The sequence below is a fragment of the Stenotrophomonas mexicanensis genome, assembly GCF_032911605.1.
GTDB classification, from domain to species: Bacteria; Pseudomonadota; Gammaproteobacteria; order Xanthomonadales; family Xanthomonadaceae; genus Stenotrophomonas; species Stenotrophomonas maltophilia_A.
Genome location: NZ_JAWJTG010000042.1, coordinates 16,336 through 42,363, shown reverse-complemented (window position 1 = coordinate 42,363; position 26,028 = coordinate 16,336). Strand labels below are relative to the sequence as shown.

General features: G+C 67.2%; 21 protein-coding genes. 14 read left to right on the top strand and 7 right to left on the bottom strand.

Annotation, left to right across the window (positions count from 1 at the left end):
- Positions 1-139: 139 nt before the first annotated feature.
- Complete coding sequence (gene ggt, locus R1L06_RS16385; protein ID WP_317218226.1) at positions 140-1,933, bottom strand: gamma-glutamyltransferase; 1,794 nt, start codon at positions 1,931-1,933, stop codon at positions 140-142.
- A gap of 612 nt (positions 1,934-2,545) precedes the next feature.
- Between ggt and ilvC the strand changes: the two genes are divergently transcribed.
- The 9 genes from ilvC (at position 2,546) to leuB (ending at position 12,200) form a co-directional block, all read left to right on the top strand.
- Entirely contained in the window at positions 2,546-3,520 is a 975-nt protein-coding gene (gene ilvC / locus R1L06_RS16380; protein WP_032130453.1) for a ketol-acid reductoisomerase, read from the top strand.
- Positions 3,521-3,559: 39 nt separating this feature from the next.
- Positions 3,560-5,296 (top strand): acetolactate synthase 2 catalytic subunit, encoded by a 1,737-nt coding sequence (gene ilvG / locus R1L06_RS16375; RefSeq protein WP_317218224.1) that lies wholly within the window; start codon positions 3,560-3,562, stop codon positions 5,294-5,296.
- Positions 5,280-5,531, top strand: coding sequence for an ACT domain-containing protein (locus R1L06_RS16370; protein WP_014038403.1), 252 nt, complete (start codon positions 5,280-5,282; stop codon positions 5,529-5,531). The genes ilvG and R1L06_RS16370 overlap by 17 nt, the downstream gene beginning before the upstream one ends.
- A gap of 96 nt (positions 5,532-5,627) precedes the next feature.
- Complete coding sequence (locus R1L06_RS16365; protein ID WP_032130451.1) at positions 5,628-6,719, top strand: threonine dehydratase; 1,092 nt, start codon at positions 5,628-5,630, stop codon at positions 6,717-6,719.
- Positions 6,716-8,302 carry a 2-isopropylmalate synthase gene (locus R1L06_RS16360; RefSeq protein WP_032130450.1) on the top strand — a complete coding sequence of 529 codons (1,587 nt, stop codon included), beginning with the start codon at positions 6,716-6,718 and terminating at the stop codon, positions 8,300-8,302. Before R1L06_RS16365 ends, R1L06_RS16360 begins: the two co-directional genes overlap by 4 nt.
- 10 nt (positions 8,303-8,312) lie before the next feature.
- On the top strand, positions 8,313-9,092 hold the full coding sequence (locus tag R1L06_RS16355) for a class I SAM-dependent methyltransferase (protein WP_317218223.1): 780 nt from the start codon (positions 8,313-8,315) through the stop codon (positions 9,090-9,092).
- 60 nt (positions 9,093-9,152) lie between these two features.
- On the top strand, positions 9,153-10,571 hold the full coding sequence (leuC, locus tag R1L06_RS16350; protein WP_317218222.1) for a 3-isopropylmalate dehydratase large subunit: 1,419 nt from the start codon (positions 9,153-9,155) through the stop codon (positions 10,569-10,571).
- Entirely contained in the window at positions 10,571-11,149 is a 579-nt protein-coding gene (leuD, locus tag R1L06_RS16345) for a 3-isopropylmalate dehydratase small subunit (protein WP_006390726.1), read from the top strand. Before leuC ends, leuD begins: the two co-directional genes overlap by 1 nt.
- Complete coding sequence (gene leuB, locus R1L06_RS16340; RefSeq protein WP_180838222.1) at positions 11,139-12,200, top strand: 3-isopropylmalate dehydrogenase; 1,062 nt, start codon at positions 11,139-11,141, stop codon at positions 12,198-12,200. Before leuD ends, leuB begins: the two co-directional genes overlap by 11 nt.
- A 164-nt stretch (positions 12,201-12,364) precedes the next feature.
- Here the strand turns inward: leuB and R1L06_RS16335 are convergent, their stop codons facing one another.
- The gene (locus R1L06_RS16335) at positions 12,365-13,138 is read right to left on the bottom strand and encodes an SDR family oxidoreductase (protein ID WP_317218221.1); all 774 of its coding nucleotides are present in this window, start codon (positions 13,136-13,138) and stop codon (positions 12,365-12,367) included.
- A gap of 117 nt (positions 13,139-13,255) precedes the next feature.
- Here R1L06_RS16335 and R1L06_RS16330 point away from each other — a divergent pair, with 117 nt between their 5' ends.
- Complete coding sequence (locus tag R1L06_RS16330) at positions 13,256-14,161, top strand: LysR family transcriptional regulator (protein WP_317218220.1); 906 nt, start codon at positions 13,256-13,258, stop codon at positions 14,159-14,161.
- Between the two features lie 158 nt (positions 14,162-14,319).
- Here R1L06_RS16330 and R1L06_RS16325 read toward each other — a convergent pair whose 3' ends face one another.
- Both R1L06_RS16325 and R1L06_RS16320 read right to left on the bottom strand, forming a co-directional pair.
- The gene (locus tag R1L06_RS16325) at positions 14,320-17,481 is read right to left on the bottom strand and encodes an efflux RND transporter permease subunit (RefSeq protein WP_100437662.1); all 3,162 of its coding nucleotides are present in this window, start codon (positions 17,479-17,481) and stop codon (positions 14,320-14,322) included.
- 4 nt (positions 17,482-17,485) lie between these two features.
- Complete coding sequence (locus tag R1L06_RS16320) at positions 17,486-18,616, bottom strand: efflux RND transporter periplasmic adaptor subunit (protein WP_032129094.1); 1,131 nt, start codon at positions 18,614-18,616, stop codon at positions 17,486-17,488.
- A gap of 119 nt (positions 18,617-18,735) precedes the next feature.
- On the opposite strand from R1L06_RS16320, the gene R1L06_RS16315 reads away from it, so the two are divergent.
- From R1L06_RS16315 to R1L06_RS16305, 3 genes are all read left to right on the top strand, one after another.
- Positions 18,736-19,416 carry a TetR/AcrR family transcriptional regulator gene (locus tag R1L06_RS16315; protein ID WP_071228145.1) on the top strand — a complete coding sequence of 227 codons (681 nt, stop codon included), beginning with the start codon at positions 18,736-18,738 and terminating at the stop codon, positions 19,414-19,416.
- Between the two features lie 136 nt (positions 19,417-19,552).
- Positions 19,553-20,200: a protein-L-isoaspartate O-methyltransferase family protein gene (locus tag R1L06_RS16310; protein WP_049398378.1), complete on the top strand. Its 648-nt coding sequence runs from the start codon at positions 19,553-19,555 to the stop codon at positions 20,198-20,200.
- A 16-nt stretch (positions 20,201-20,216) separates the two neighbouring features.
- Positions 20,217-21,575 carry a TolC family outer membrane protein gene (locus R1L06_RS16305; protein ID WP_317218219.1) on the top strand — a complete coding sequence of 453 codons (1,359 nt, stop codon included), beginning with the start codon at positions 20,217-20,219 and terminating at the stop codon, positions 21,573-21,575.
- Positions 21,576-21,675: 100 nt separating this feature from the next.
- Here R1L06_RS16305 and R1L06_RS16300 read toward each other — a convergent pair whose 3' ends face one another.
- Together R1L06_RS16300 and waaA are read right to left on the bottom strand one after the other, a co-directional pair.
- Positions 21,676-22,893, bottom strand: a complete 1,218-nt coding sequence (locus R1L06_RS16300; protein ID WP_317218218.1) for an APC family permease — start codon at positions 22,891-22,893, stop codon at positions 21,676-21,678.
- Between the two features lie 229 nt (positions 22,894-23,122).
- Positions 23,123-24,421 carry a lipid IV(A) 3-deoxy-D-manno-octulosonic acid transferase gene (gene waaA, locus R1L06_RS16295; protein WP_049398381.1) on the bottom strand — a complete coding sequence of 433 codons (1,299 nt, stop codon included), beginning with the start codon at positions 24,419-24,421 and terminating at the stop codon, positions 23,123-23,125.
- A gap of 60 nt (positions 24,422-24,481) precedes the next feature.
- Between waaA and R1L06_RS16290 the strand changes: the two genes are divergently transcribed.
- Positions 24,482-25,399: an LpxL/LpxP family Kdo(2)-lipid IV(A) lauroyl/palmitoleoyl acyltransferase gene (locus R1L06_RS16290; protein ID WP_049398382.1), complete on the top strand. Its 918-nt coding sequence runs from the start codon at positions 24,482-24,484 to the stop codon at positions 25,397-25,399.
- A gap of 107 nt (positions 25,400-25,506) precedes the next feature.
- On the opposite strand, the gene R1L06_RS16285 is transcribed toward R1L06_RS16290, so the two are convergent.
- Positions 25,507-25,956 (bottom strand): REP-associated tyrosine transposase, encoded by a 450-nt coding sequence (locus R1L06_RS16285; RefSeq protein ID WP_317218217.1) that lies wholly within the window; start codon positions 25,954-25,956, stop codon positions 25,507-25,509.
- Positions 25,957-26,028 lie beyond the last annotated feature (72 nt).

Sequence of the window (26,028 nt, the reverse complement as noted above, 5' to 3'; positions counted from 1 at the left end):
GGTGTCCGCGGCATGGATGCCGCGGCCAAGCCTCCAGGGACGGATTCACGGCGTCCCCCGACCAGCCCACCCGCCCGGCCAAGCAAAGCATCGCTGAACCATCACCGCAGAGGGGGCTCCGCCCGGTGGCCGGGAAACCTCAATACCCCGCCGCCTGCCCATCCTTGCGGCTCTCCGACGCACCGTAGTAAACCCCGGTCTCGGGATCACGCATGATCGCCTGGTACCCGCCATACGGACCATCGGCGAATACGATGCGATGCCCCTTGCGCATCAACGCACGCACCGTTTCATACGGGAACCCGGTTTCCAGATTCACTTCACCACCGTCGGTCATCGCCGTGGCCTGACCTGTCGGTTCAGTCGAGCCCTCGTGCTGAATGCGCGGTGCATCACCGGCTTCCTGCAGGTTCATGCCGAAATCCACCAGGTTCATCACGATCTGCGCGTGGCCCTGCGGCTGCATAGCGCCACCCATCACGCCGAAGCTGGCATACGGCTTGCCGCCCTTGGTGATGAACCCCGGGATGATGGTCTGGAAGGGACGCTTGCCCGGCGCGTAGCCGTTGGGATGGTTCTTCTGCAGCACGAACATCTCGCCACGGTCCTGCAGGATGAAGCCCAGCCCCGGCGGCGCCATGCCGCTGCCCATGCCGCGGTAGTTGGACTGGATCAGCGAGACCATCATGCCGTCGGCGTCGGCCACGGTCATGTAGATGGTGTCGCCCTCCTCCAGCTGCTTCGGCGTGCCCGGCTGCACTTCCTTCAGCGCCTTGTCCATCGAGATCAGCGCGCGGCGCTGTGCGGCGTAGTCCTTGGAAATCAGCTTCTGCACCGGCGCCGGCTGGAACGCCATGTCGGCATAGAAGCGCGCGCGATCGGCGAAGGCCAGCTTCTTCGCTTCAACGAACAGGTGCACATGCTCCGGTGAACCGAACGGAATCTTGGAGAAGTCGTAGCCTTCCAGCACGTTGAGGATCTGCAGCGCGGCGATGCCCTGGCTGTTCGGCGGCAGCTCCCACACGTCGTAGCCACGGTAGTTGCTGCTGACCGGTTCGACCCACTCACCGTGGTGGTCGGCCATGTCCTGGTAGCTCAGGAAGCCGCCGTTGGCCTTGAAGTAGTCGCCGATGGTGCGGGCGATATCGCCCTTGTAGAAGGCATCACGACCGCCGTCGGCGATTTTCTGCAGCGTGCTGGCCAGATTCGGGTTCTTCCACATCTCGCCCTTGCGCGGGGCATGGCCGTTGATCGTGAACTGTTCCTTGAAGCCCGGGTACTGCGACAGCTTGGGCACCGAGCGGTCCCAGTAGTAGGCGATCACTTCGGCCACCGGGTGACCCTCGCGGGCGTAACGGATGGCCGGTGCCAGGTTGTCCGCCATCGGCTTGCGGCCGAAGCGGTCGTGCAGTGCGAACCAGCCGTCGACAGCGCCCGGTACCGACACCGGCAGTGGACCGGTGGCCGGGATGTCCTTCAGGCCACGGCGCTGGAACTCGGCCAGGGTGAGCGACTTCGGCGAGCGGCCCGAGCCGTTGTAGCCGTAGAGCTTCTGCGTCTTCGGGTCCCACACGATGGCGAACAGGTCGCCCCCGATGCCGTTGCCGGTGGGCTCCATCAGGCCGAGCGCGGCGTTGGCGGCAATCGCCGCGTCCACCGCCGAGCCACCGCCCTTCATCACGTCCAGCGCGATCTGGGTGGCCAGCGGCTGCGAGGTGGCGGCCATCGCATGCGGGGCGATCACCTCCGAACGGGTGGCAAAGGTGTGGCCGGTGATGCGGTCGGCGGCGGAAGACAGTGCGGGCACAGCGGCCAGCAGAGCAGCGGCCAGCAGGGAACGGGCAAGGCGTCGGGACACGGTCGGGTTCCGATGGAAGGGTGGTCCCTCGATCTTCGCCGCTGCGGCCTGCATGCGGTATCGGGCAGAGGTCATGGACGTTGATCCTGGGGTGGGTGCGGAAGGTCCGCCCCCACCAAGGCGAAAATCCGCCGGATTCCGCGCAAAAACTGCCCTGAAAGGAGTGAATTCGGGTTCACCGAAACACTTTCAGCGGCAACCATCCTTGTGCCGCAAGCGATTGCGCTGGATGCACCGGAAACCGATAAAAAATCCGTCACGAGGGTTGACATCGCCGAAACGGTTGTGTTCCTCTCGATCACATGTTGCATCACAACACGCCACCGCGAACCCACATCGAAGCCGCCGACACCGGCGCCGCCTCGCTGCGTTCGATTCTTGTGCTCGTACTTATTACCCAACCAACAGGTGCGGGACGAGCCAGCGTGTAAGCAACAAACACACCGGAACTCTTCAAAAACCCGCACCCGCCCCGGTGCGGGTTTTTTCATTTCAGGACCTGGTTTCAGACGCAACCACCATGCACAACGCCCAACGCAAAACCCGGACCCACACCACCACGACGCCTCGTGGTGGCTGTGCCTGTGCGATGCGCGGCGCCTCCTCCACCGCTTTCCCCTGACCGGCCGGCACGTCACCTCGACGACCGGCCGTTCTTTTTTCTTCCCACCGCAAGGAACCTCCCCCATGAGCACCAACGACCTGCCCCAGACCAAGATCGCCGTCATCGGCTACGGCAGCCAGGGCCGCGCCCACGCACTGAACCTGCGCGAATCCGGCTTCGACGTGGTGGTAGGCCTGCGTCCGGGTGGCCCGACCGAAGCCAAGGCGCAGGCCGATGGCTTCACCGTGATCGCGCCCGCTGAAGCGGTGAAAGACGCCGACCTGGTCGCCGTGCTGACCCCGGACATGGTGCAGAAGAAGCTCTACAACGACGTGCTGGCGCCGAACATGAAGCAGGGCGCCTGCCTGCTGTTCGCGCATGGCCTGAACGTGCACTACGGCATGATCGAGCCGCGCGCCGACCTGGACGTGGTGCTGGTTGCGCCGAAGGGCCCGGGTGCGCTGGTGCGTCGTGAGTACGAGATCGGGCGCGGCGTACCGTGCATCTGGGCGGTCTACCAGGATGTCAGCGGCAAGGCTGCGCAGCACGCGCAGGCCTATGCGGCCGGCCTCGGCGGCGCTCGCGCCAACCTGATCCAGACCACCTTCAAGGAAGAGACCGAGACCGATCTGTTCGGCGAGCAGGCGGTGCTGTGCGGCGGTGCCTCGGCGCTGGTGCAGGCCGGTTTCGAAACCCTGGTCGAAGCCGGTTACCAGCCGGAGATCGCCTATTACGAAGTGCTGCACGAACTGAAGCTGATCGTGGACCTGTTCTACGAAGGCGGCATCTCGCGCATGCTGGAGTTCATCTCCGAGACCGCGCAGTACGGCGACTACGTCAGCGGCCCGCGGGTGATCGACGCCGGCACCAAGGCGCGCATGAAGGAAGTGCTGAAGGACATCCAGGACGGCACCTTCACCAAGAACTGGGTGGCCGAGTACGAAGCGGGCCTGCCGAACTACAACAGGTTCAAGCAGGCCGACCTGGAGCACCCGATCGAGAAGGTAGGCAAGGAACTGCGCGCCAAGATGGTCTGGTTGCAAGGACAGGCCGCGTAACCGCGCGGCCCTCCCCCACCCGCTTTGCAAGGTTCCCCCATGAACTCTTCGACACATCGCAGCGCGCCGCCCAACGGCGCGCGCTGGCTGACCCAGGCGCTGGAGGCCGAAGGCGTCCGCACGCTGTTCGGCTATCCCGGCGGCACCATCATGCCGTTCTACGACGCGCTGGTGGATTCGTCGCTGAAGCACATCCTGGTACGCCATGAGCAGGGCGCGGCGCTGGCCGCCAACGGTTTTGCCCGCGCCAGCAACCAGGTGGGTGTCTGCGTGGCCACCTCCGGCCCGGGCGCCTCCAACCTGGTCACCGGCATTGCCGATGCGATGCTGGATTCGGTACCGATGGTCTGCATCACCGGTCAGGTCGGCACGCCGCTGCTGGGCACCGACGCCTTCCAGGAACTGGATGTGTTCGGCCTGACGATGCCGATCGTCAAGCACAGCTGGCTGGTGCGCAGCGTCGATGACCTGCCGCGCGTGGTCGCCGATGCGTTCCGCATCGCCCGCGAAGGCCGGCCCGGCCCGGTGCTGATCGACCTGCCCAAGGACGTGCAGCTGGCCGATGCCAGTCATCTGCCAGCGCACGTGCCGAGCAGCATCGAGCCGCCGCCTGCGCCGGCCGAAGCGGCCATCGCCGAGGCCATCGCCGCACTGGCAGCCGCCGAAAAGCCGGTGGTCTACGCCGGTGGTGGCGTCGCGCTGGGCGACGCGGTGCAGGACCTGCGCGACTTCGTCGAGGCCAGTGCCATCCCCACGGTGATGACCCTGCGTGGGCTGGGCGCGCTACCGGCTAACCACCCGCAGTCGCTGGGCATGCTGGGCATGCACGGTACCCGCGCGGCCAACATGGCGGTGCAGGAAAGCGACCTGCTGCTGGTGCTGGGTGCTCGCTTCGACGACCGCGCCACCGGCAAGCTGGCCGAGTTCGCACCGTTCGCCCGTGTCGTCCACATCGATGCCGACGCCTACGAGATCTCCAAGCTGCGCAGCGCCGATGTCGCTGTGCCTGGCAATGTCGGCCATGCCATCCGTGCCCTGCGTGCGGCCTTCCCCTCCCCCAAGGCCCACCAGGACGCATGGCGCAGGCGCTGTGCACAGCATCGCGATCGTTTCGCAGCGCGCTACGACGCACCGGGCCAGCACATCTACGCCCCGGCGCTGCTGAAGCGCCTGAGCGAACTGGCACCGGCCGATGCGGTGATCGCCTGCGATGTCGGCCAGCACCAGATGTGGGTGGCGCAGCACTGCCGCTTCAACCACCCGCGCAACCACCTGACCAGTGGCGCGCTGGGCACCATGGGCTTCGGCCTGCCGGCAGCGATGGGTGCGCAGTTCGCCTGCCCCGATCGCACCGTGGTGCTGGTGTCCGGCGACGGCAGCTTCATGATGAACGTGCAGGAGCTGGCGACCATCGCGCGTTGCCGCCTGCCGGTGAAGATCGTGCTGCTGGACAACAGTTCGCTGGGCATGGTGCGGCAGTGGCAGGAGCTGTTCTTCGCCGAGCGTTACAGCGAGATCGACCTGTCCGACAACCCGGACTTCGTGGCACTGGCGCAGGTGTTCGGCATCGCCGCCACCCGCATCGACAACCGCGACGACGTGGAAGGCGGCCTGGCCGCACTGCTGGCCGAACCAGGCCCGGCGCTGCTGCACGTGGCCATCGATGCACGCGCCAACGTGTGGCCACTGGTGCCGCCGAACACCGCCAACAGCACGATGCTGGAAAGCAATCCCGCCCACGCCCGCCAGGAGACCCCCAATGCAATACCGGCTTGACCTGGTGCTGCACCCGGCCGAAGGCGCGCTGCTGCGCGTGATCGGCATGGCCGAACGCCGTGGCTTCGCGCCGCGTGCGATCAGTGGTGCGCCGGTGGCCGCCGACGATGGCCGCTGGCACCTGCAGCTGGTGGTGGATGGCCAGCGTCCGGCGGAAACGCTGTGCCGGCAGATCGAGAAGATCTACGACTGTGTGTCCGTGCAGGTCACCGCCGTGGAAGGAGCATCCGTATGAACACCCGTACCGTAGCGACCACGGTGCCGGTACGGAGGCGTCTTCTTCGCCGCCCGCGCCCGCATGCGGCGGTCTTCTGCACTGCGCTGGTGGCCCATGCCGGCCGCTGACACCAGCCAGGAAAGCGATGTCGGCGACGTAAGCGTCGCCGACGTACTGGCGGCGCAGGCTCGTCTGCGCCGCTTCCTGCCGCCCACCCCGCTGCACCATGCCGAACGCTTCGGTACCTGGCTGAAGCTGGAGAACCTGCAGCGCACCGGTTCCTACAAGGTACGCGGCGCATTGAATGCGCTGCTGGCCGGCCGCGAGCGCGGCGATACCCGGCCAGTGATCTGCGCCTCGGCCGGCAACCATGCCCAGGGCGTGGCGTGGGCGGCCTACCGCCTGGACGTGCCGGCCATCACCGTGATGCCGCATGGCGCGCCCGCCACCAAGATCGCCGGCGTCGCCCACTGGGGCGCGACCGTGCGCCAGCACGGCACCAGCTATGACGAGGCCTACGCCTTCGCGGTCGAACTGGCACAACGCCACGGCTACCGCTTCCTGTCCGCGTTCGACGATGCCGATGTGATCGCCGGCCAGGGCACGGTCGGCATCGAGCTGGCCGCGCACGCGCCGGATGTAGTGATCGTACCGATCGGCGGCGGCGGCCTGGCCTCCGGCGTTGCGTTGGCGCTGAAATCGCAGGGCGTCCGCGTGGTGGGCGCGCAGGTGGAGGGTGTCGATTCGATGGCACGCGCGATCCGCGGTGACGTGCGCGAGATCGCCCCCGTTGCTTCGCTGGCCGACGGCGTGCGGGTGAAGATTCCCGGCTTCCTGACCCGCCGCCTGTGCACCTCGCTGCTGGACGATGTGGTGATCGTGCGCGAAGCCGAACTGCGCGAAACTCTGGTCCGCCTGGCACTGGAAGAACACATCATCGCCGAGGGCGCCGGTGCGCTGGCGCTGGCCGCCGGCCGCCGCGTCGCCGGCCGCCGCAAGTGTGCGGTGGTCTCCGGCGGCAACATCGATGCCGGCGTCCTGGCCGGCCTGCTCACCGACATCCGCCCGCGCCCGCCACGCAAACCACGGCGACGGCGCAGCGAAACACCGCGCTCGCCCGCCAAGGCCAGCGCCATCGCCTCCCCCACCTCTTCCCCTTCCCCCCTGCAAGCCGTCGCACCCGCTGTCGAGGAGATTTCCCTGTGACCACCATCGAACGAATTACCACCCCGCGCATCCGCATCTTCGACACCACCCTGCGTGACGGCGAGCAGTCCCCCGGCTGCAGCATGAGCCCGCCGCAGAAGCTGGTGATGGCGCGTGCGCTGGACGAACTGGGCGTGGACATCATCGAGACCGGCTTCCCGGCCAGCTCGCAGTCCGACCGTGAGGCGATGGCACTGATCGGCCGCGAACTGCGCCGCCCGAGCCTGACCCTGGCGGTGCTGTCGCGCTGCCTGCAGGCCGACATCGAAACCTCCGCACGTGCGCTGGAGGCCGCTGCCAACCCGCGCCTGCACGTGTTCCTGTCGACCAGCCCGCTGCACCGCGAGCACAAGCTGCGGATGACCCGCGAGCAGGTACTGGAGTCGGTACGCAAGCACGTATCGCTGGCCCGCTCCTATATCGACGATGTCGAATTCTCGGCCGAGGATGCCACCCGCACCGAGCTGGACTACCTGATCGAAGTCGCGCGCGTGGCCATTGCTGCCGGCGCCACCACCATCAACCTGCCCGACACCGTCGGCTTCACCACGCCGGAAGAGATCCGCGCGATGTTCCAGCAAGTGATTGCCGGCGTGGCCGATGTGCCAAACGCGGCCAACGTGATCTTCAGCGCGCACTGCCACAACGATCTGGGCCTGGCCGTGGCCAACTCCCTGGCCGCCATCGAAGGCGGCGCGCGCCAGGTCGAGTGCACCATCAACGGCATCGGCGAGCGCGCCGGCAACTGCTCGCTGGAAGAGATCGCGATGGTGCTGAAGGTGCGCCAGGCCTTCTACGAACAGGACAGTTCGATCAACACCCCGCGCATCGTCGGCACCTCGCAGCTGCTGCAGCGTCTGGTCGGCATGCCGGTACAGCGCAACAAGGCCATCGTCGGTGCCAATGCCTTCGCCCACGAATCGGGCATCCACCAGCACGGCATGCTGCGCCACCGCGGCACCTACGAAATCATGCGTCCGGAAGACGTGGGCTGGGAGGATTCGCAGATGGTGCTGGGCCGCCACAGTGGCCGCGCCGCCGTCGAAGCGCGCCTGCGTGCGTTGGGCTTCTGGCTGGACGAAGACGAACTGAAGCTGGTGTTCGAGCAGTTCAAGGGCCTGTGCGAACAGCAGCGCGTGGTCACCGATGCCGACCTGCAGACGCTGATGCAGGGTGGCTCCAACGCGCAGGGCTATCGCCTGGCGTCGATGACCATCAGCGACGTCGGCAGCCGCGCCAATGCGCTGGTGGAACTGTCCGACCCGGACGGCAACCGCGTGGCCGAGACCGCGCAGGGCGATGGCCCGGTCGATGCGCTGTTCGGCGCGCTGTCGGCCGCTACCGGCGTGCAGCTGATGCTGGACAGCTACCACGTGCACAGCGTCGGCATCGGCGCCGATGCGCGCGGCGAAGCCAATCTGAGCGTGCGCCACGAGGGCGTGGAGTACGACGGCACCGGCACCAGCAAGGACATCATCGAAGCCTCTGCGCTGGCCTGGCTGGATGTGGCCAACCGCCTGCTGCGCCAGCGCCAGGCTGCCGCCCACAGCAACACCGACGTTGCCACCCCCGCCACCGCCTGAGGACCCCGCCATGAGCGCCTTCGACACCCCCACCCCGACCAGCGCCGCTGGCCAGCAGTGGAACGCCCAGGATTATGCGATCGACGCCGGCTTCGTGCCACTGCTCGGCGGCGCGGTATCGCGCCTGCTCGACCCGCGCGCCGGTGAACGCATCCTCGACCTGGGCTGTGGCGATGGCGTGCTCAGCACTGAGCTAGCGCTCAGCGGCGCGCACATCCACGGCGTGGATGCCTCGCCGGAGCTGGTGATCGCCGCGCGTGCGCGCGGCGTCGATGCGCAGGTGATGGATGGCCACGCGCTGTCGTTCGACAGTGAGTTCGATGCGGTATTCAGCAACGCAGCGCTGCATTGGATGAGCAACCCCGACCGGGTGCTGGAAGGTGTGCGCCGCGCCCTGCGCCCCGGTGGCCGCTTCGTTGCCGAGTTCGGCGGCCATGGCAACGTGGCCACGATCATCGCGGCGGTCCAGGCCGCGCGCGTGGCCCATGGCCACGGCGCCAGCGCATTCCAGTGGTACTTCCCCACTGCCGATGCCTACGCCGACCGCCTGCGCCAGCATGGCTTCCAGGTGCAGCTGATCGAGTGCACGCCGCGACCGACCGCACTGCCGACCGGCGTGGCCGGCTGGCTGCGGGTATTCGCCGCACCGCTGCTGGACGACCTGTCGGCCGAGGCGCGCGCCACCGTGCGCGAGGCGGCCACCGCGTTGCTGGCCGGGCTGCCGCGCAATGCCGCGGGTGAGCCGCTGGCCGACTACGTGCGCCTGCGCGTGCTCGCCCGCCGCCGCTGACTTGACCGTTCCGCTTTCTTTATTGATGTTCGCTCTCTCGTACTTCTGCCAGGCATACGCATGACTTCCGCACCCCGCACCCTGTACGACAAACTGTGGGACGCCCACGTGGTGGTTCCCGAATCCGACAGCGCCCCTGCCGTGCTGTTCATCGATCTGCACCTGATCCACGAGGTCACCTCGCCGCAGGCCTTCACCGAGCTGCGTTCGCGTGGCCTGGCGCCGCGCCGCCCGGATCGCACCAAAGCGACGATGGACCACTCCACCCCGACCCTGCCGGCCGGTGCCGACGGCACGCTGCCCTATGCCAGCGCCGCCTCCGAAGCGCAGGTCGCCACCCTGGCGCGCAACTGCGCCGAGTACGGCATCGAACTGTTCGACATGGCCTCGGACAACCGCGGCATCGTCCACGTCATCGCCCCGGAACAGGGCTTCACCCAGCCCGGCATGACCATCGTCTGCGGCGACAGCCACACCTCCACCCACGGTGCATTCGGTTCGCTGGCGTTCGGCATCGGCACCAGCGAAGTCGGCCACGTGCTGGCCACCCAGTGCCTGCTGCAGCGCAAGGCGAAGACCTTCGCGATCACCGTCGACGGCCCGCTGGCGCCCGGCGTCGGTGCCAAGGACGTGGTCCTGCACATCATCGGCGTGATCGGCGTCAACGGTGGCACCGGCCACGTCATCGAGTTCCGTGGCAGCACCATCGAAGCGATGGACATGGAACAGCGCATGACCCTGTGCAACATGTCGATCGAAGCAGGCGCGCGTGCCGGCATGGTCGCCCCCGACCAGGTCACCTTCGACTTCGTGGCCAACACCCCGCGCGGCCCCAAGGGCGCCGACTTCGACGCTGCCGTGGCGCGCTGGCAGCAGCTGCGCAGCGACGAAGGCGCGCGCTTCGACAGCGAAGTGCGCATCGACGCCGCCGACATCCGCCCGACCCTGACCTGGGGCACCCACCCGGGCACGGCCATCGCCGTGGACACGCCGATTCCGGCCGCCAACGATGCCGCCGCGCAGAAGGGCCTGGACTACATGCACTTCCAGGCCGGAAAGGCGCTGGCGGGCACGCCGGTGGACGTGGTGTTCGTCGGATCGTGCACCAATGGCCGCCTGAGCGACATGCGCGAAGTGGCGCAGGTGCTGCGTGGCCGCCACGTCGCCGACGGCGTACGCATGCTGGTGGTGCCGGGCTCGGAAATCGTCAAGCGCCAGGCCGAGGCCGAAGGCATCCACGAGATCGTGCGCGCGGCCGGTGCCGAGTGGCGCGAGCCGGGCTGCTCGATGTGCATCGCCATGAACGGCGATCTCGTGGCTCCCGGCCAGCTGGCGGTGAGCACCAGCAACCGCAATTTCGAGGGCCGCCAGGGCCCCGGTTCGCGCACCCTGCTGGCCTCGCCGATGACCGCTGCGTGGGCCGCGGTGAAGGGCCAGGTGGCCGACACCCGCGAGCTGTTCGTACAGGAGGTGGCGTGATGGCCGGTTTCCGTACCCTGACCTCGTCCAGCGTGGTGCTGGCGCAGACCAACATCGACACCGACCAGATCATTCCGGCGCGGTTCCTGTCCACCACCGAACGTGCCGGCCTCGGCCGCAACGCGTTCAATGACTGGCGCTGGCAGGCCGACGGTTCCCCGGTGGCCGACTTCGCCTTCAACCAGCCACACAACGCTGGCCGCAGCATCCTGCTGGCGGGCCGCAACTTCGGCTGCGGTTCCTCGCGCGAGCATGCACCATGGGCGCTGACCGACCTCGGCCTGCGTGCCATCGTCAGCAGCGAGATCGCCGACATCTTCCGCGGCAACTCGCTGAAGAACGGCCTGCTGCCGATCGTGCTGGACGAGGCCGATGTGCAGGCGCTGATGCAGCGCCCGGACGACGAGCTGACCATCGACGTGGCCGCGCGCGAACTGCGCACGCCAGATGGTCGCGTCTATTCCTTCCCGCTGGATGGCTTCTCGCAGACCTGCCTGCTGGAAGGTGTCGACCAGTTGGGGTATCTGTTGGGCCGTGTCCCTGAAATCGAACGCTACGAGAGTGAGCATGCACGCTGAAATTGTTGTCCTGCCCGGTGATGGCATTGGCCCGGAAGTGGCCGCCGCGGCAGTCGCCGTCCTGAAGGCCGTCGCCGAACGCTTCAACCACACCTTCACCTTCAGCGAGCACGACATCGGTGGCGTCGCCATCGATCGCCATGGCGAGCCATTGCCCGCCTCTACGTTGACCGCCTGCCAGGCCGCCAACGCCGTACTGCTGGGTGCAGTCGGCGGCCCGAAGTGGTCCGACCCGAATGCCAAGGTGCGCCCGGAGCAGGGCCTGCTGGCGATCCGCAAGGCGCTGGGCCTGTATGCCAACCTGCGCCCGGTGCGTACCCATGAAGCCGCCCTGCACGCCTCGCCGATCAAGGCCGAGCTGCTGCAGGGGGTGGACTTCGTGGTGGTGCGTGAACTGACCGGTGGCATCTATTTCGGCGACAAGACCCGCGACGCCGACAGCGCCAGCGATCTGTGCCGCTACACCGTGGCCGAGATCGAGCGCGTGCTGCGCAGTGCGTTCCGTCTGGCGCAACAGCGTCGCGGCAAGGTCACCTCGGTGGACAAGGCCAATGTACTGGAAACCTCGCGCCTGTGGCGTGACGTGGCCGCGCGCATCGGCCGCGAGGAGTTCCCGGACGTTGCGCTGGAGCACCAGCTGGTCGATTCGATGGCGATGCACCTGCTGGCCAAGCCGCGCGAGTACGACGTGATCGTCACCGAGAACATGTTCGGCGACATCCTCACCGATGAGGCGTCGATGCTGGCCGGCTCGCTGGGCCTGCTGCCCTCGGCCTCGCTCGGCGAACCTGGTGCGGTCGGCATCTACGAGCCGATCCATGGTTCGGCCCCGGACATCGCCGGCAAGGGCATCGCCAATCCGTACGCGACGATCTTCAGCGCCGCGATGCTGCTGCGCCATTCGTTGGGGCTGGAAGCGGAAGCCGCCGCGGTGGAAGCCGCCGTGCACGCCGTGCTGGATGATGGTGTGTTCACCGCCGACCTTGCCGCCAAGGGCCAGGCCGTCAGCACCGCTGCCGCCACCGACGCGGTGCTGGCCAAACTCAACTGATCCGATAGCGCCACGCCATGCGTGGCGCCCCTCCCTTTGGACATTGTGCGCAGCCACCCATGGGGTGGCTCTACTGTAGATCCACGCCATGCGTGGATGCGCCATCCGTGCCAACCAAGGTTGGCACCCACCACCGCAGTAGAGCCACGCCCTGCGTGGCTGCGTTACTTGGTGGTGTAACCGCCATTGACGAGGATGGTCTGCCCAGTCATCCACCAGCCATCGGTCACGAGGAAGCGGATCCACGGCACGATGTCGGCGATGTCGGTCAGGCCAGTGCGGGTGAATGCCGACAGCGCCGCCGCGGTCTTGTGATACGCCTGCGCGTCGGCACTCTCGGCCGGATAGAAGAACGGCGTGTCCATCGGACCGGGGCCGATCGCGGTCACCGAGATGCCGCGCTCACCGAACTCCTTCGACGCCGCACGGGTGAAGTGCTCGACCGGTGCCTTGGTGCCGGCATAGCTGGAATAGAACGGCGTGAAGGCGCCCAGCAGTGAGGTGACCAGGGTGCAGATGCGGCCACCGTCATTGACGTGGCGGCCGGCCTCCTTCAGGAAGAAGAAGGCAGCCTTGGCGTTGACCGCACTCATTTCGTCGTACTCCGCTTCGCTGATTTCCAGCAACGGCTTCTTCAGTACCTTGCCGACCGTGTTGATCGCGATGTCAGGGCGACCGACCGCTGCCACGGCATCGGCGAACAGGCGCTCCATCGCTGCCGCCGACGTCAGGTCACCCTGCAGGGCAACGGCCGTACTGCCGGCGGCCTGCACGGCCGCGACGGTCGCCTCTGCATCGGCCTGGGTGGCGGTGCTGTTGTAGTGGATGACGATGGCTTTGGCGCCCTGGCTGGCGAAGTCGCGGGCCAGCAGGCCGCCCAGGTTCTTGGCGCCACCGGCGATCAGCACGGTCTTGCCCTTGAGGGAATGGTCGGTCATGGCGTTTGTCTCAGGAGGGGGCTGCCCGGGGTGGCAACCCTGCCCTGACGACGATATCGTGCAGAAAATGCGGATAAAGCCCGCCACATTGACTTAACTTTCCAGAATAGGCGAACAATGGACCGGATCGATCGCTTCCGCATCTTCACCCGGGTGGTGGAATGCGCCAGCTTCACCCGCGCCGCCGACCAGCTCGGCCTGCCCCGCTCCACCGTTTCCGCGGCGGTGGCCGAGCTGGAGCAGCGGCTCGGCACCCGCCTGCTGCAGCGCTCGACCCGGCGGGTCTCCACCACCCACGACGGCGACGTGTTCCATGCCCGCTGCCTGCGCCTGATCGCCGAAGTTGAAGACGCCGAATCGCTGTTCCGGCAAGACGATGCGCAGCCGGTGGGCCTGCTGAAGATCGATGTGCCTAGCCGGATCGGCCGCCGCATCCTCGCCCCGGCCCTGCCCGACTTCTTCGCGCGCCATCCGCAGGTTGAAGTGGACCTGGGCATGACCGACCGCGCGGTGAACCTGATCGAAGACGGCTGTGATGCGGTGCTGCGGGTCGGCCAGCTGGGTGACTCCAGCCTGGTGGCCCGCATGCTGGGACAGCTCGACTTCGTCAACGTCGCCGCGCCGGCCTACCTGCGCGAGCACGGTGTTCCGCGGCATCCTGCCGACCTGCAGCAGCACCGCGCGGTGAACTATGCATCGCCGACCACGGCACGGGTGGAACCGTGGGAATGGCAGGACGGTGGCCAGCTTCGCACGCTGCCGATGCCCGGCTGGGTGCGGGTGAACAGCGCCGAGGCCTCAATCGCGTGCTGCGTGGCGGGGCTCGGCCTGCTGCAGATTCCGCGCTACGACGTGCAGGCCGAACTGCAATCTGGTGCGCTGGTGGAAGTGATGCCACAGCACGTGGCGCAACCGCTGCCGGTGACCCTATTGCAACCGCATCGGCAGCACCGCGCGCAACGCGTGCAGGTGTTCATCGAATGGCTGCTGCCGGTGCTGCGGAACGGCCTGCAGCTGCAGTAGATCCAGGCCATGCGTGGATGCGCGCATCAGTGCCAACCAAGGTTGGCACCTACCAGGGCCAAGACCCGCTGCGGTAAATCCCCGCCATGCGTAGATGCGTGCATCAGTGCCAACCAAGGTTGGCACCTACCAGGGCAGTGGCCGCCGAACCCGGGGCGTTACGCCCCGGATTCGTCCGGCTTGACCCGGAACCACGCGGCGTACAGCGCCGGCAGAAACACCAGGGTCAGCACGGTGCCCACGATCAGGCCGCCCATGATCGAGATCGCCATCGAGCCATAGAACGCACTGCGCGAGAGCGGAATCATCGCCAGCACCGCCGCCAGCGCGGTCAGCACGATCGGGCGGAAGCGGCGCACCGTGGCATCGATGATCGAATGCCAGCGGTCATGCCCGGCATCGATGTCCTGCTGGATCTGGTCGATCAGGATCACCGAGTTGCGCATGATCATGCCGGCCAGCGCGATCGTGCCCAGCAGCGCCACGAAGCCGAACGGGGCGCGGAACAGCAGCAGGAACAGGGTCGCACCGATGATGCCCAGCGGCGCGGTCACCAGCACCATCGCCGCACGCGAGAAGCTGCGCAGCTGCAGCATCAGCAGCGTGGCCACCACCACCAGGAACAGCGGCATGCCGGCCTTGATCGAGTTCTGGCCACGTGCCGAATCCTCCACGGTACCGCCGGTTTCCAGCAGGTAGCCATTCGGCAGTTCGGCACGGATGCCATCCAGCGTCGGCAGGATCTGATGCACCACGTCCAGTGGCTGCATGCCATCACTGATGTCGGCGCGCACGGTCACCGTCGGCAGACGGTTACGGTGCCAGATGATGCCATCCTCGAAGCCGTACTCCATCGTCGCCACCTGCGACAGCGTGATGCTGCCGCCGTTGGCGGTCGGCATCGACAGGCTGGACAGCAGCTCCAGCTGGTTGCGTTCATCGGCCGGCCCGCGCAGCAGCATCTCGATCTGGCGGTTGCCTTCGCGATACACGCTCACCGACTGCCCGGCCAGCGAGCTGGACAGGAACTGGCTGACCTGGGCACTGCTCACACCCAGCGCGCGCGCACGCTCCTGGTCGATCACCAACCGCACCACCTTGCTCGGCTCGCTCCAGTCCAGGTTGACGTTCATCACGTGCGGGTTTTCACGCACCTTGGCCTCGACCTGCCGTGCGATCGCCTGCACCTTCTCGATGTGCTCGCCGGAGATGCGCATCTGCACCGGGTAACCGACCGGCGGACCATTCTCCAGGCGGGTGACGCGCATCTGCACGTCCGGGAACTTCGGGATCACCTCATGCAGCAGCCAGTCACGGGTGCTTTCGCGCGACTTGATGTCCTTGGCCAGCACCACGAACTGGGCGAAGTTGGTGGCCGGCAGCTGCTGGTCCAGCGGCAAGTAGAAGCGCGGCGAACCGGTGCCCACGTAGGACACGTAGTTGGCGATGCCATCGCGGTTGGACAGCAGCTTCTCCAGCTTCTCGGCCTGGGCCTGGGTCGAGCGCAACGACGCACCCTCGGCCAGCTCGATGTCCACCATCAGTTCCGGCCGGGTCGAATCGGGGAAGAACTGCTGCGGCACGAAGCGGAACATCATCAGCGAGAACACGAACAGGGCGATGGTCGCGGCGATCACCCACCAGCGGTGGCGCAGGCAGCCATCGAGGAAGCGACGGAAGCTGCGATAGAACGGGCGCTGGTACGGATCATGGTCGTGCCCGTGCTGCGGCGGCGCGATCAGGTTGGCCAGCGCCGGATAGCGGTCGGCCCACTGCTGGCGCTTGGCCAGCCAGCGCGCGGACAGGCTGCCCGGCTTCGGCGGCTGCGGATTGAACAGGTCCGGCAGCATCTTGTCGCCCAGGTACGGGATGAACAGCACCGCGGCAATCCACGACACCACCAGTGCGATAGTCACCACCTGGAACAGCGAGCGGGTGTACTCACCCGTGCTCGATGCCGCCGTGGCGATCGGCAGGAAGCCGGCCGCCGTGATCAGCGTACCGGTCAGCATCGGGAACGCGGTCGACTCCCAGGCGAAACTGGCCGCACGCAGGCGGTCGTAGCCCTGCTCCATCTTGGTGGCCATCATCTCCACCGCGATGATCGCATCGTCCACCAGCAGGCCCAGCGCCAGCACCAGCGCGCCCAGCGAGATCTTGTGCAGGCCGATGTCGAAGTAGTGCATGACGAAGAAGGTCATCGCCAGCACCAGCGGGATGGTCACACCTACCACCAGGCCGGTGCGCAGGCCCAGCGAGAAGAAGCTGACCAGCAACACGATCACTACGGCTTCGGTCAGCACCTGCACGAACTCGCCGACCGACTCCTCCACCGACTGCGGCTGATCGGACACCTTGCGAAGCTGCATGCCGGCCGGCAGGGTCTTCTGCAGGCGTTCGAACTCTGCATCGAGGTTGGCGCCGAGCTTGAGGATGTCACCGCCATCCTTCATCGCCACCGCCAGGCCGATGGCCTCTTCGCCCATGAAGCGCATCTTCGGCGACGCCGGGTCGGCGAAGCCGCGCTTGACCTCGGCGATGTCGCCCAGGTGCACGGTGCGGTCGCCAGCACGGATCGGGAACTGGCGGATGGCGTCGATGTCGTTGAACTGGCCGGTCACGCGCAGCTGCACGCGGTCGGTGGCGGTCTCGAAGAAGCTGGTGCCGGTGACCGCGTTCTGGTCGGCCAGTGCCTGCTGAACCTGCTGCATCGACACGCCCAGCGTGGCCAGGCGGGTGTTGGACAGCTCGATCCACACCTTCTCGTCCTGCAGGCCGACCAGGTCGATCTTGCCGACGTCGGGCACGCGCTGCAGCTCCAGCTGGATGCGGTCGGCGTAATCACGCATCACCGCGTAGTCGAAGCCCTTGCCGGTCAACGCATAGATGTTGCCGTAGGTATCGCCGAACTCGTCGTTGAAGAACGGACCGACGATTTCACGCGGCAGTGTCGGGCGGATGTCCCCCACACGCTTGCGCACCTGGTACCAGAGGTCGGGGATCTGCTTGGACCGCAGGCTGTCGCGCGCCATGAAGATGATCTGCGACTCGCCCGGCCGCGAATACGAGCGGATGAACTCGTACTCGCCGGTATTCATCAGCGCCTTCTCGAGCGGCTCGGTCACCTGCCGCGAGACCTGTTCGGCGGTAGCGCCCGGCCACAGCGTGCGCACCACCATCGCCTTGAAGGTGAACGGCGGATCTTCGGACTGGCCCAGATGCTTGTACGACCACGCACCGATCAGCGCGAACGCCAGCATCGCGAACAGCACCAGGGGTCGGTTGGCCAGCGCCCACTCGGAGAGATTGAAGCGGCGCACCGGCTTACTCCTTGGCCTTGGCGGCAGCGGCCGGCGCGGCCGGCTTCAGCACCGGACGGTTCTGCCGGTCCACGGCGATCACCGGCTGACCGGCACGCAGCAGATGGCCACCAGCAGCAACCACCCAGTCACCTGCGCTCACGCCGGACAGCACCGGCACGGTCTCGCTGCCAAACGCACCGGTGGTGACCGCTGCAGCCTTCAGCGTGCTGTTGGCCGGGTCGACCAGCCACACGCTGGCGGTACCGTTGGCACCGCGCTGCAGCGCGCCCAGCGGCAGCTGCAGGGTGCCGTGGCGGCCGGCGCTGCTGTAGACGCGTGCGCTCTGGCCCAGTTCGACATCGGCCAGCGCATCGGCGGCCAGGCTGACCCGGGTCGCGTAGGTACGTGCCTGCGGATCGGCGGCGGCGGCGATCTCGCGGATCGTGCCCGGCAGGCGCTGGCCAGGACGGTTCCACAGTTCCACCTCGACCGGCTGGCCCACTGCATAGTCGCGGATGGTGGCCTCGGGCAGGTCGATCAGCACTTCGCGCCCGCCATCGGCGGCCAGGTTGAAGATGGTCTGGCCGGCCGACACCACCTGCCCGGCCTCGGCCTCGCGGCTGGCGATCACGCCGTCGGCCGGTGCGCGCAGTTGGGCGTAATCGGCCTGGTTGCGCAGCACATCGAGGTTGGCGCGGGCGGCGTTGGCCTGGCCCTGTGCGGCCTTGAAGGCGGCGGACTGCTGGTCCAGCTGCGAGCGGCTGACCAGTTGCTGGTCGGCCAGCACCTGGTAACGCTTGAGGTCATCGCGGGCACGTACCAGATCGGCTTCGGCCGCAGCCAGCTGCGCCTGCGAGGCGCGGGCCTGCAGCGCGAAGTCGGCCACGTCCAGCTCGGCCAGCACATCGCCCTTCTTGACCCGCTGCCCGGCATCGACATGGCGCTTGACCAGGTTGCCACCGACGCGGAACGACAGCGGGCTTTCCTGCCGGGCACGCACCGTGCCCGGGAACGCCGCCGGGGCCTGCCCGGCCTGTTCGCCGGGGTGAACCACCAGCACCGGTACGGCCGCCTGTGGCGCCTGTTCCTGTCCCGAACAGGCTGCCAGCGCAGCCACCCACACCATACCGCCCATCCAGCGCACGATCTTCATCGGTCAACGTCCTGAAAACGCAGGGTTGCAACTAAGGGGGGAGCCGCGACTGCCGGCCCAATTTAATAAACCGGCCGGTATAGTATAAATATCGAACCGCTTGGTCTAGTATTGTCGTGATGAGTTCTCACACTTCCCGCAAGCCGTCGGCCAAGCCCGCTGCCAAGGCCGCCGGACCCGGGCGCCCCAAGGACCTCGGCAAGCGCGCGGCGATCCTTGAAGCAGCCAAGGCACTGTTCATCGAACAGGGCTATACCGGCGTGAGCATGGACACCATCGCCGCTCAGGCCGGCGTCTCGAAGCTGACTGTGTACAGCCACTTCGGCGACAAGGAGACCCTGTTCTCCGAGGCCGTGCAGTCAAAATGCATTGAAATGCTGCCTGATGCGCTGTTCGTGGCCGACGCGGACGGCCCCCTGCGCGACCAGCTGATCGGCATCGGCCTGGCCTTCTTCGAGCTGATCACCTCCGACGCAGCGATCTCGATCCAGCGCATGATGATGGCGCCGGAGACCGACGAACGCCTGCGCGAGCTGTTCTGGCAGGCCGGCCCGGAACGTACCTGCGAGGCCCTGGCCGATTTCCTGCGCGCGCGCGGCGAACGCGGCGAACTGGACATCCCCGACTATTACCTGGCTGGCCAGCAGTTCCTGACCCTGGTCAAGGGCGAAGTGCACATGCATATGATGTGCGGCATGCCACTGTCACCGGTGGAGTGCGACCCTCTTGCCCATGTGACCGCCAGCATCGACTTCTTCCTGCGCGCCTACGCGCCGCGAGGGGCCGGGACGGCCGGATAACCAAAACTGAACGAACCGGAGGTCGCGATGACTTCCGGCACTGCGACCCCGGCCACCCGGCAGCTGATGCTCTGGGCGCGCCGCCGGCCTCCGGCACCGGTAAAATGGCCGGCCCACTGCGCTGGATTTGAACCTCATGACGATTGATTACGCCCACGCCCGCGAACTGATGGTGGAACAGCAGATCCGTCCCTGGGACGTGCTGGACATCAAGGTGCTCGACGTCCTGGCCCGCCTGCCGCGCGAGGCCTTTGTCGCCGATGCACACCGGGCACTGGCCTATGCCGATGTTGAACTCCCGATCGGCCATGGCCAGAAGATGATGAAGCCGGTCATCGAGGGCCGTACCCTGCAGGCACTGGATCTGCAGCCGGGTGACGAAGTGCTGGAAATCGGCACCGGCAGCGGCTTCCTGGCAGCCTGCATCGGCGCGCTGGCGCGCGACGTGCTGAGCCTGGAGATCGACCCGGAACTGGCCGCCGCCGCGCGCGCCCGCCTGGACGCTTCCGGCCTGGGCACCAACGTCCGCGTGGAAGTGGCTGACGCCCTGTCCTGGCAGACCGAACGCCGCTTTGACGTGATCTGTGTCACTGGTGCGGTCGACGTGGTGCCGTCACAGTTCGCCTCGTGGCTGCGTCCGGGTGGTCGCCTGTTCGTGATCCATGGCCGTTCGCCGGCGATGGAGGCCCTGCTGGTCAAGGCCGACGGCAGCACCGAGTCCCTGTTCGAGACCGATATTGATTACCTGCGTGGTGCCGCCCCGGCCCCCCAGTTCCACCTCTGAGTCCAAGGAAGCCGCAATGATCCGCCGATCCCTCGCTGTTGCGCTGGCCACTGCCCTGCTGCCGTTGTCCGCCCATGCCGCCGACCTGCTGCAGGTCTACGAAATGGCGCGCAATGGCGATCCGCAGCTGTCCGCCGCCGAATCCACCCGGCTGTACGACAAGGAAGGCGCCGTGCAGGCCCGCGCTGCCCTGCTGCCGCAGATCAACGGCCAGGCCACGCTGAACCGCTCGCGCAGCGAGGCGGACCATGACGCCAACACCGGCACCGTGACCAGCAAGCGCCGCAACTACACGATCGAAGGGAGCCAGACGCTGTTCAACTGGACCCAGATCAACAACCTGCGTTCGCAGCGCGAGCTGAGCAAGGCGGCGGACTTCACCCTCGATTCGGCCAACGACAGCCTGATCGTGCGCACCTCGGCGGCCTACTTCAACGTGCTGGTGGCGATCGAATCGCTGAACGCCGCACAGACCAATGAAGCGGCCGCGAAGAAGCAGTTCGACTTCGCCGACAAGCGCCTGGAAGTGGGCCTGGCGCCGATCACCGACGTGCACGAAGCACGCGCCCAGTACGACCAGGCGCGTGCCAACACCATCGTTGCGCAGAACACCCTGGCCGATAACTACCAGGCCCTGACCGAACTGACCGGCCAGCCGGTGGTCAACCTGCGCGGCCTGCCGGCGGACTTCCGCCCGGAAGTGCCGGCCAACCGTGGCAACATCGATGAGCTGGTGCACCAGGCCACCAACCAGAATCCGGCGCTGAAGGCCCAGGAACTGAAGGTCAGCGCCGCCGAGGCTGGCGTGCAGGCCGCTCGTGGCGGCCATTACCCGACCCTGTCGCTGGGCGGCAGCTGGGGCAAGAGCGCAACCTGGGGTGACAGCACCGGTGCCGGCTCGTTGTCGCCGGATGCACGCACCAACAGCATCGGGCTGACCCTGAGCGTGCCGATCTTCGCCGGTGGCGCCACCCAGTCCGGCGTGCGCCAGGCACTGGCCCAGCGTGACATCGCCCAGGATGGCTACGAGCAGCAGAAGCGTGCCCTGGACCGCAACACCCGCAATGCCTACCAGACTCTGGTGCAGGGCATCAGCGAAGTGGAAGCCCGCCGCCTGGCGGTGGTCTCGGCGCAGAGCGCGTATGACGCGTCGCAGGTCGGCCTGGAAGTCGGTACCCGTACCGTGCTGGACGTGATCCAGAACCAGCGCATCCTGTTCTCGGCGCAGCTGGATTATGCACAGGCCCGCTACACCTTCCTGCAGAACCGCCTGCTGCTGAGCCAGTCGCTGGGTGCGCTGGACGTGGCCGAGCTGCAGGACGTGAACCGCCTGCTGACCCAGGACGCGGGCAACCCGTCGACGACCACGCACTGAGTCGTCGCCCTGCCGGCAACGAAGAAGCCACCCGGGAGGGTGGCTTTTTTGTGGGCAGCGCGTACGGCCCCACCCATACATGGCGCAGATCCGCCGGCCGTCAGCCCGGCCACGCGCCTGCCCGCTCCACTGCGGCCAGCACGCACAGCGCCGCGGCCAGCGGCGCAAGCACCATCGCAGCACCCGGCATCGGCGCGCGCACACGCAGTACTGCCAGGCACAAAGCCGCCATCACCAGCAGGGTTGCCGGACCTGGCAGCACCGGCAATGCATCGACGGGCGTTCCCAACGCCAGCAGCGCCGCCAGCACCACGGTGACCGGTATCAGCCGTGTCCGGAACCCGGGCGCTTCATCCACGGCCACAGGCCAGAGCTGCGCTGCCAGCTGTGTGGCCAACGACAACAGCACCAGCAGCAGTGCTGCCAGCCCAGCCATGCCCGCCAGCGGCAGCAACGGCAGCAGCCACTGCAACTGCGGATGGCCCTGCAATGCCACCGACAACGGCCGCGTACCGGCCAATGCCGGGAACTCGACCAGGCCGGCCTGCAACGCCGCCAGCACGATCAGCAGCAGCATTGCCAGCAGCAGCGCGGCCGCCAGCAGCCCTGGTGACCGCGCACGCACCTGCGGGCCACGCCCAGGAAACCCCAATGCCAGACCCACACTTGCAAACACCGCCAGCAAGGGCACGCTTGCCGCCAGCACCCCGCCGGGGCCGAACCGATAGGGCGCGGTGGCGTCCGGCAGCCACGGGATCCAGTTCGCGTAGTGCACGTGGCGGACCGCCAGCGCCAGCAGCAACAGCCCAACACCGATCTTCACCGTCAACAGCACGCAGACCATCAGCGCGATGCGACGCGGAGGCAGCAACACGAACGCACCCAGCACCAGCAGGCTGGTGACGGCCATCACCGGATCCGGCAATGCGCTACCGGTTTCAATACCGCGACTGGCAAACACCGCGCGCGCGTGGCCCGCCATGGACTGCGCCACGCCGGCGCTGGTCACCACCAGCTCCAGCAGCAGCACAGCACCCAGCAGGCGCGCGACTGCCGTGCCCCAGGCGGCCCGCAGCGGGCCGTACAGGCCATCGGCTTCCGGGTGCTGCTGGTTCAGCTCGTGCAGGCAATACAGCATCGGCGCTGTGCCCAGTGCGGCCAGCAGCAGACTCAGTACGATGGCCGGGCCGGCCTGGGCGGCGGTGTACTGGCCGACCAGGGCGATCACGCTGCCCCCCAGCAACAGGGTCAACGCCACCAACGCGAAGTGATCCATTCCCAGCAGCGCGTGCCGGCCACGGCGGTTGTCGCTGTCCATCGCAAGCCCTCTTGATTCCGCCCATGCGCGGTCGACAGCAGGCTGGCAGCCTGCGCCAAAGGGCGGTATCAGAATCCGTACCGTGCGCATCGCGATGTGACCACAAACACGTTCGCAGCCACGCATCCGGTCCTGCTGCGACAGGAATCCGGCTGCTAAGCAGAATTGATGCAGTCGATCACGTCAGTCGGTCCACGTAGTGTCCGCCCTGGCGGTGTTGCTGCCCGGCTCAGCTGCGCGGCGGCGGCAGATGTGGCGCGACCAGCGCCAGCGTGCGCTGCAGGGCACCACGGCCATTGCTGACCAGCGTGCATCCAGCACGGGCCATGTCCTCGCGCGCCGCAGCGTCGCCCAGCAGGTGCTGCAGCAGGTCACCTACCGCCTGCACGTCCTCGCCGATCAGCAAGGCACCGGCCTCACGCATGCGCCGTGAGATCTCTGCGAAGTTGTGCAGGTGCGGGCCGGTCACAGCGGCAGTGCCCATCGCCGCCGGTTCCAGCAGATTGTGGCCACCGATCGGCTGCAGGCTGCCGCCGACGAAGGCGACCTGCGCGCAGGCATAGAACGGCATCAGCTCACCCAGGGTGTCGATGACGAATACATCCGTGCCGGCCTCCGGCCATTGCTTCGCGCGACGGGTCGTCACGTTCCAGCCCTGCTCGCGCGCCAGCGCCTCCACCTTCGGGAAGCGCTCGGGGTGCCGCGGCGCCCACAGCAACAACAGGTCGGGGTGCTGCTGGCGCAGGCGCCGATGCAGGTCGATCACCGCCTGCTCCTCACCATCGTGGGTACTGGCCGCGATCCACACCGGGCGCCCGGCGGGCACGCAGGCGTGGAACTGCTCGACGAAGCCCTGCACATCCGGCGTGGCGATATCGAACTTGAGGTTGCCCAGCGCCTGCACCTGTTCACGCGCAGCACCCAGCTGCACGAAGCGCTCGGCGTCGTCCTGCGACTGCGCGGCCACGCAGGTGACCGTGCGCAGCGCACGGCGGATCAGCGCCGCCAGCACCCGGTAACCGCGCAGCGAACGCGCGGACAGGCGGGCGTTGAGGATGTAGACCGGGATGCGACGGTCGCGGCAGCCGAACAGCATGTTCGGCCACAGCTCGGTTTCCAGGATCAGTGCCAGGCTGGGCTGGAAATGGCCGAGGAAGCGGTTGACGCTGCCCGGTACGTCGTACGGCAGATAGACATGGTCCAGCGCGTCTCCCCACAGCGCGCGCACGCGCTCCGAGCCGGTCGGGGTGATGGTGGTGATGACCCAGCGGATGTCCGGACGCTGCTGGCGCAGGGCATTCACCAGCGGCGCGGCGGCATTGACCTCGCCCACCGAGACCGCGTGCAGCCAGACCCGCGGCTGGCCGGTCGGCTGCGGATACGAGGCATAACGCTCGTCCCAGCGCCGGAAGTATTCACGGACCCGGAAACCGCGCCAGACCAGGTGGTACACGGTGATCGGCAGCAGGATGTAGAGCACGGCCGAGTACAGGCCGCGCAGGATCCATTCGACAGGGTCTTTACGCATGCGGCAAGGATACGGGAGCCCCCCGGGAAAGACACGCAGCCGGGTTGGTAGAATGGCGCCATGTCAGATGCCACCACCGCCGTCCGCCCGTCGCTGCGCGATCCCCGCAACTGGCCGATGTTCGCCGCCATGCTCGGCGCCTTCGCCATCGCCCGCCTGCCGTGGATGCTGCAGCGTGCGCTCGGCCGGGGCGTCGGCTGGATCAGCTGGCGCCTGCTCGGCAGCCGCCGTCGCGCCGCCGAGGTCAACCTGCAGCTGTGCTTCCCGGAGAAGGACGAAGCCTGGCGCCAGCGCCTGGTGCGCGACAGCTTCGACGCGCTGGGCGTGGGCGTGCTCGAGTGCATCCGCGCCTGGTGGGGCAGCATCGACCGCATCCGCCCGCAGGTGAAGATCGAAGGCCTCGAGCATCTGCGGCAGATGCAGGCCGAAGGCCGCGGCGTGCTGCTGGTCTCCGGCCACTTCATGACGCTGGAGATGTGCGGCCGCCTGCTGTGCGACTACGTTGACCTGTCGGGCATGTACCGCAAGCACAAGAACCCGGTGTACGAATGGGCGGTGAAGTTTGGCCGCCTGCGTTATGCCAAGGCGATGTTCGCCAACGAGGACATCCGCGCGACCGTGCGCCACCTGAAGAAGGGCGGCTTCCTCTGGTATGCGCCGGATCAGGACATGCGTGGCAAGGACACCGTGTTCGTGCCGTTCTTCGGCCATACCGCATCCACCATTACCGCCACCCACCAGCTGGCGCGGATGACCGGCTGCGCGGTGATTCCGTACTTCCACCGCCGCGAGGGCGGAAAGTACTTCCTGAAGATTGGCGCACCGCTGGAGAATTTCCCCAGCGAGGATGTGGAAGCCGATACCACGCGGGTCAACCAGGCCATCGAAGAGATGGTGCGCGAAGCCCCGGACCAGTACCTGTGGATCCATCGGCGGTTCAAGCGCCAGCCCGGCGGCCGGAGCGATTTCTACAAGTAGCGGTGGGAGGGATGGCTTCATCCACGCATGGCGTGGATTCAATGACGTGGGGCATTCTGAAGTAGATCCACGCCATGCGTGGATGCTCTTCGATTCCGTGCCGGGATTCACAACGGCCAGCGGCACCAGGCGTACGGGTACTCCCCCATCACGCACGCCAAGCCCGCACGGACCGGATTGGCCAGGATGTACATCGCCTTCTCGTGAAGGGATTCATCGCTGCGTACGGCGTGATCGTGGTAACCGAGCTGCCACAGCGCCCCTCGCCGCTCCAATCGCCGATTCAGCAGCCGGCTGCTGCGTGATTTGAGCAGGGCCATGCACTCGGCCAGGGTTCCCCCGCGCAATTCCATCAACCAGTGCAGATGGTCGGGCATCACCACCCAGGTGAAGCTGTGGCTCACGCCCTTGCGCTCTACAAAGCGCAGTGCCTCAACCAGAATCGCTACGTTGGAAGCATCGGCAAAGAAGGGTTCACGATCGAGGGTTACCGTAGTCAATGAATAGACGTTGCCGGTGCAGGAGTAACGACCGTAGCGGAGTCTTGGGCTGGCCATGGCCTCAGCGTGCGATACACACGGAGGCACGGCTAGTGGAGGTTGGCGCGTGTTTGCGTCGGTAAAGCCCCA

Excerpts from the sequence above, each read along its gene's own strand:
- R1L06_RS16300 (WP_317218218.1), bottom strand. The coding sequence starts at position 22,893 with ATGGACAGCGACAACCGCCGTGGCCGGCACGCGCTGCTGGGAATGGAT.
- leuC (WP_317218222.1), top strand. The coding sequence starts at position 9,153 with ATGACTTCCGCACCCCGCACCCTGTACGACAAACTGTGGGACGCCCAC.
- R1L06_RS16335 (WP_317218221.1), bottom strand. The coding sequence starts at position 13,138 with ATGACCGACCATTCCCTCAAGGGCAAGACCGTGCTGATCGCCGGTGGC.
- leuD (WP_006390726.1), top strand. The coding sequence starts at position 10,571 with ATGGCCGGTTTCCGTACCCTGACCTCGTCCAGCGTGGTGCTGGCGCAG.
- R1L06_RS16365 (WP_032130451.1), top strand. The coding sequence starts at position 5,628 with ATGCCGGCCGCTGACACCAGCCAGGAAAGCGATGTCGGCGACGTAAGC.
- R1L06_RS16290 (WP_049398382.1), top strand. The coding sequence starts at position 24,482 with ATGTCAGATGCCACCACCGCCGTCCGCCCGTCGCTGCGCGATCCCCGC.
- R1L06_RS16285 (WP_317218217.1), bottom strand. The coding sequence starts at position 25,956 with ATGGCCAGCCCAAGACTCCGCTACGGTCGTTACTCCTGCACCGGCAAC.
- R1L06_RS16310 (WP_049398378.1), top strand. The coding sequence starts at position 19,553 with ATGACGATTGATTACGCCCACGCCCGCGAACTGATGGTGGAACAGCAG.
- leuB (WP_180838222.1), top strand. The coding sequence starts at position 11,139 with ATGCACGCTGAAATTGTTGTCCTGCCCGGTGATGGCATTGGCCCGGAA.
- ggt (WP_317218226.1), bottom strand. The coding sequence starts at position 1,933 with ATGACCTCTGCCCGATACCGCATGCAGGCCGCAGCGGCGAAGATCGAG.
- R1L06_RS16320 (WP_032129094.1), bottom strand. The coding sequence starts at position 18,616 with ATGAAGATCGTGCGCTGGATGGGCGGTATGGTGTGGGTGGCTGCGCTG.
- waaA (WP_049398381.1), bottom strand. The coding sequence starts at position 24,421 with ATGCGTAAAGACCCTGTCGAATGGATCCTGCGCGGCCTGTACTCGGCC.
- R1L06_RS16305 (WP_317218219.1), top strand. The coding sequence starts at position 20,217 with ATGATCCGCCGATCCCTCGCTGTTGCGCTGGCCACTGCCCTGCTGCCG.
- R1L06_RS16370 (WP_014038403.1), top strand. The coding sequence starts at position 5,280 with ATGCAATACCGGCTTGACCTGGTGCTGCACCCGGCCGAAGGCGCGCTG.
- R1L06_RS16355 (WP_317218223.1), top strand. The coding sequence starts at position 8,313 with ATGAGCGCCTTCGACACCCCCACCCCGACCAGCGCCGCTGGCCAGCAG.
- R1L06_RS16330 (WP_317218220.1), top strand. The coding sequence starts at position 13,256 with ATGGACCGGATCGATCGCTTCCGCATCTTCACCCGGGTGGTGGAATGC.
- R1L06_RS16315 (WP_071228145.1), top strand. The coding sequence starts at position 18,736 with ATGAGTTCTCACACTTCCCGCAAGCCGTCGGCCAAGCCCGCTGCCAAG.
- ilvC (WP_032130453.1), top strand. The coding sequence starts at position 2,546 with ATGAGCACCAACGACCTGCCCCAGACCAAGATCGCCGTCATCGGCTAC.
- ilvG (WP_317218224.1), top strand. The coding sequence starts at position 3,560 with ATGAACTCTTCGACACATCGCAGCGCGCCGCCCAACGGCGCGCGCTGG.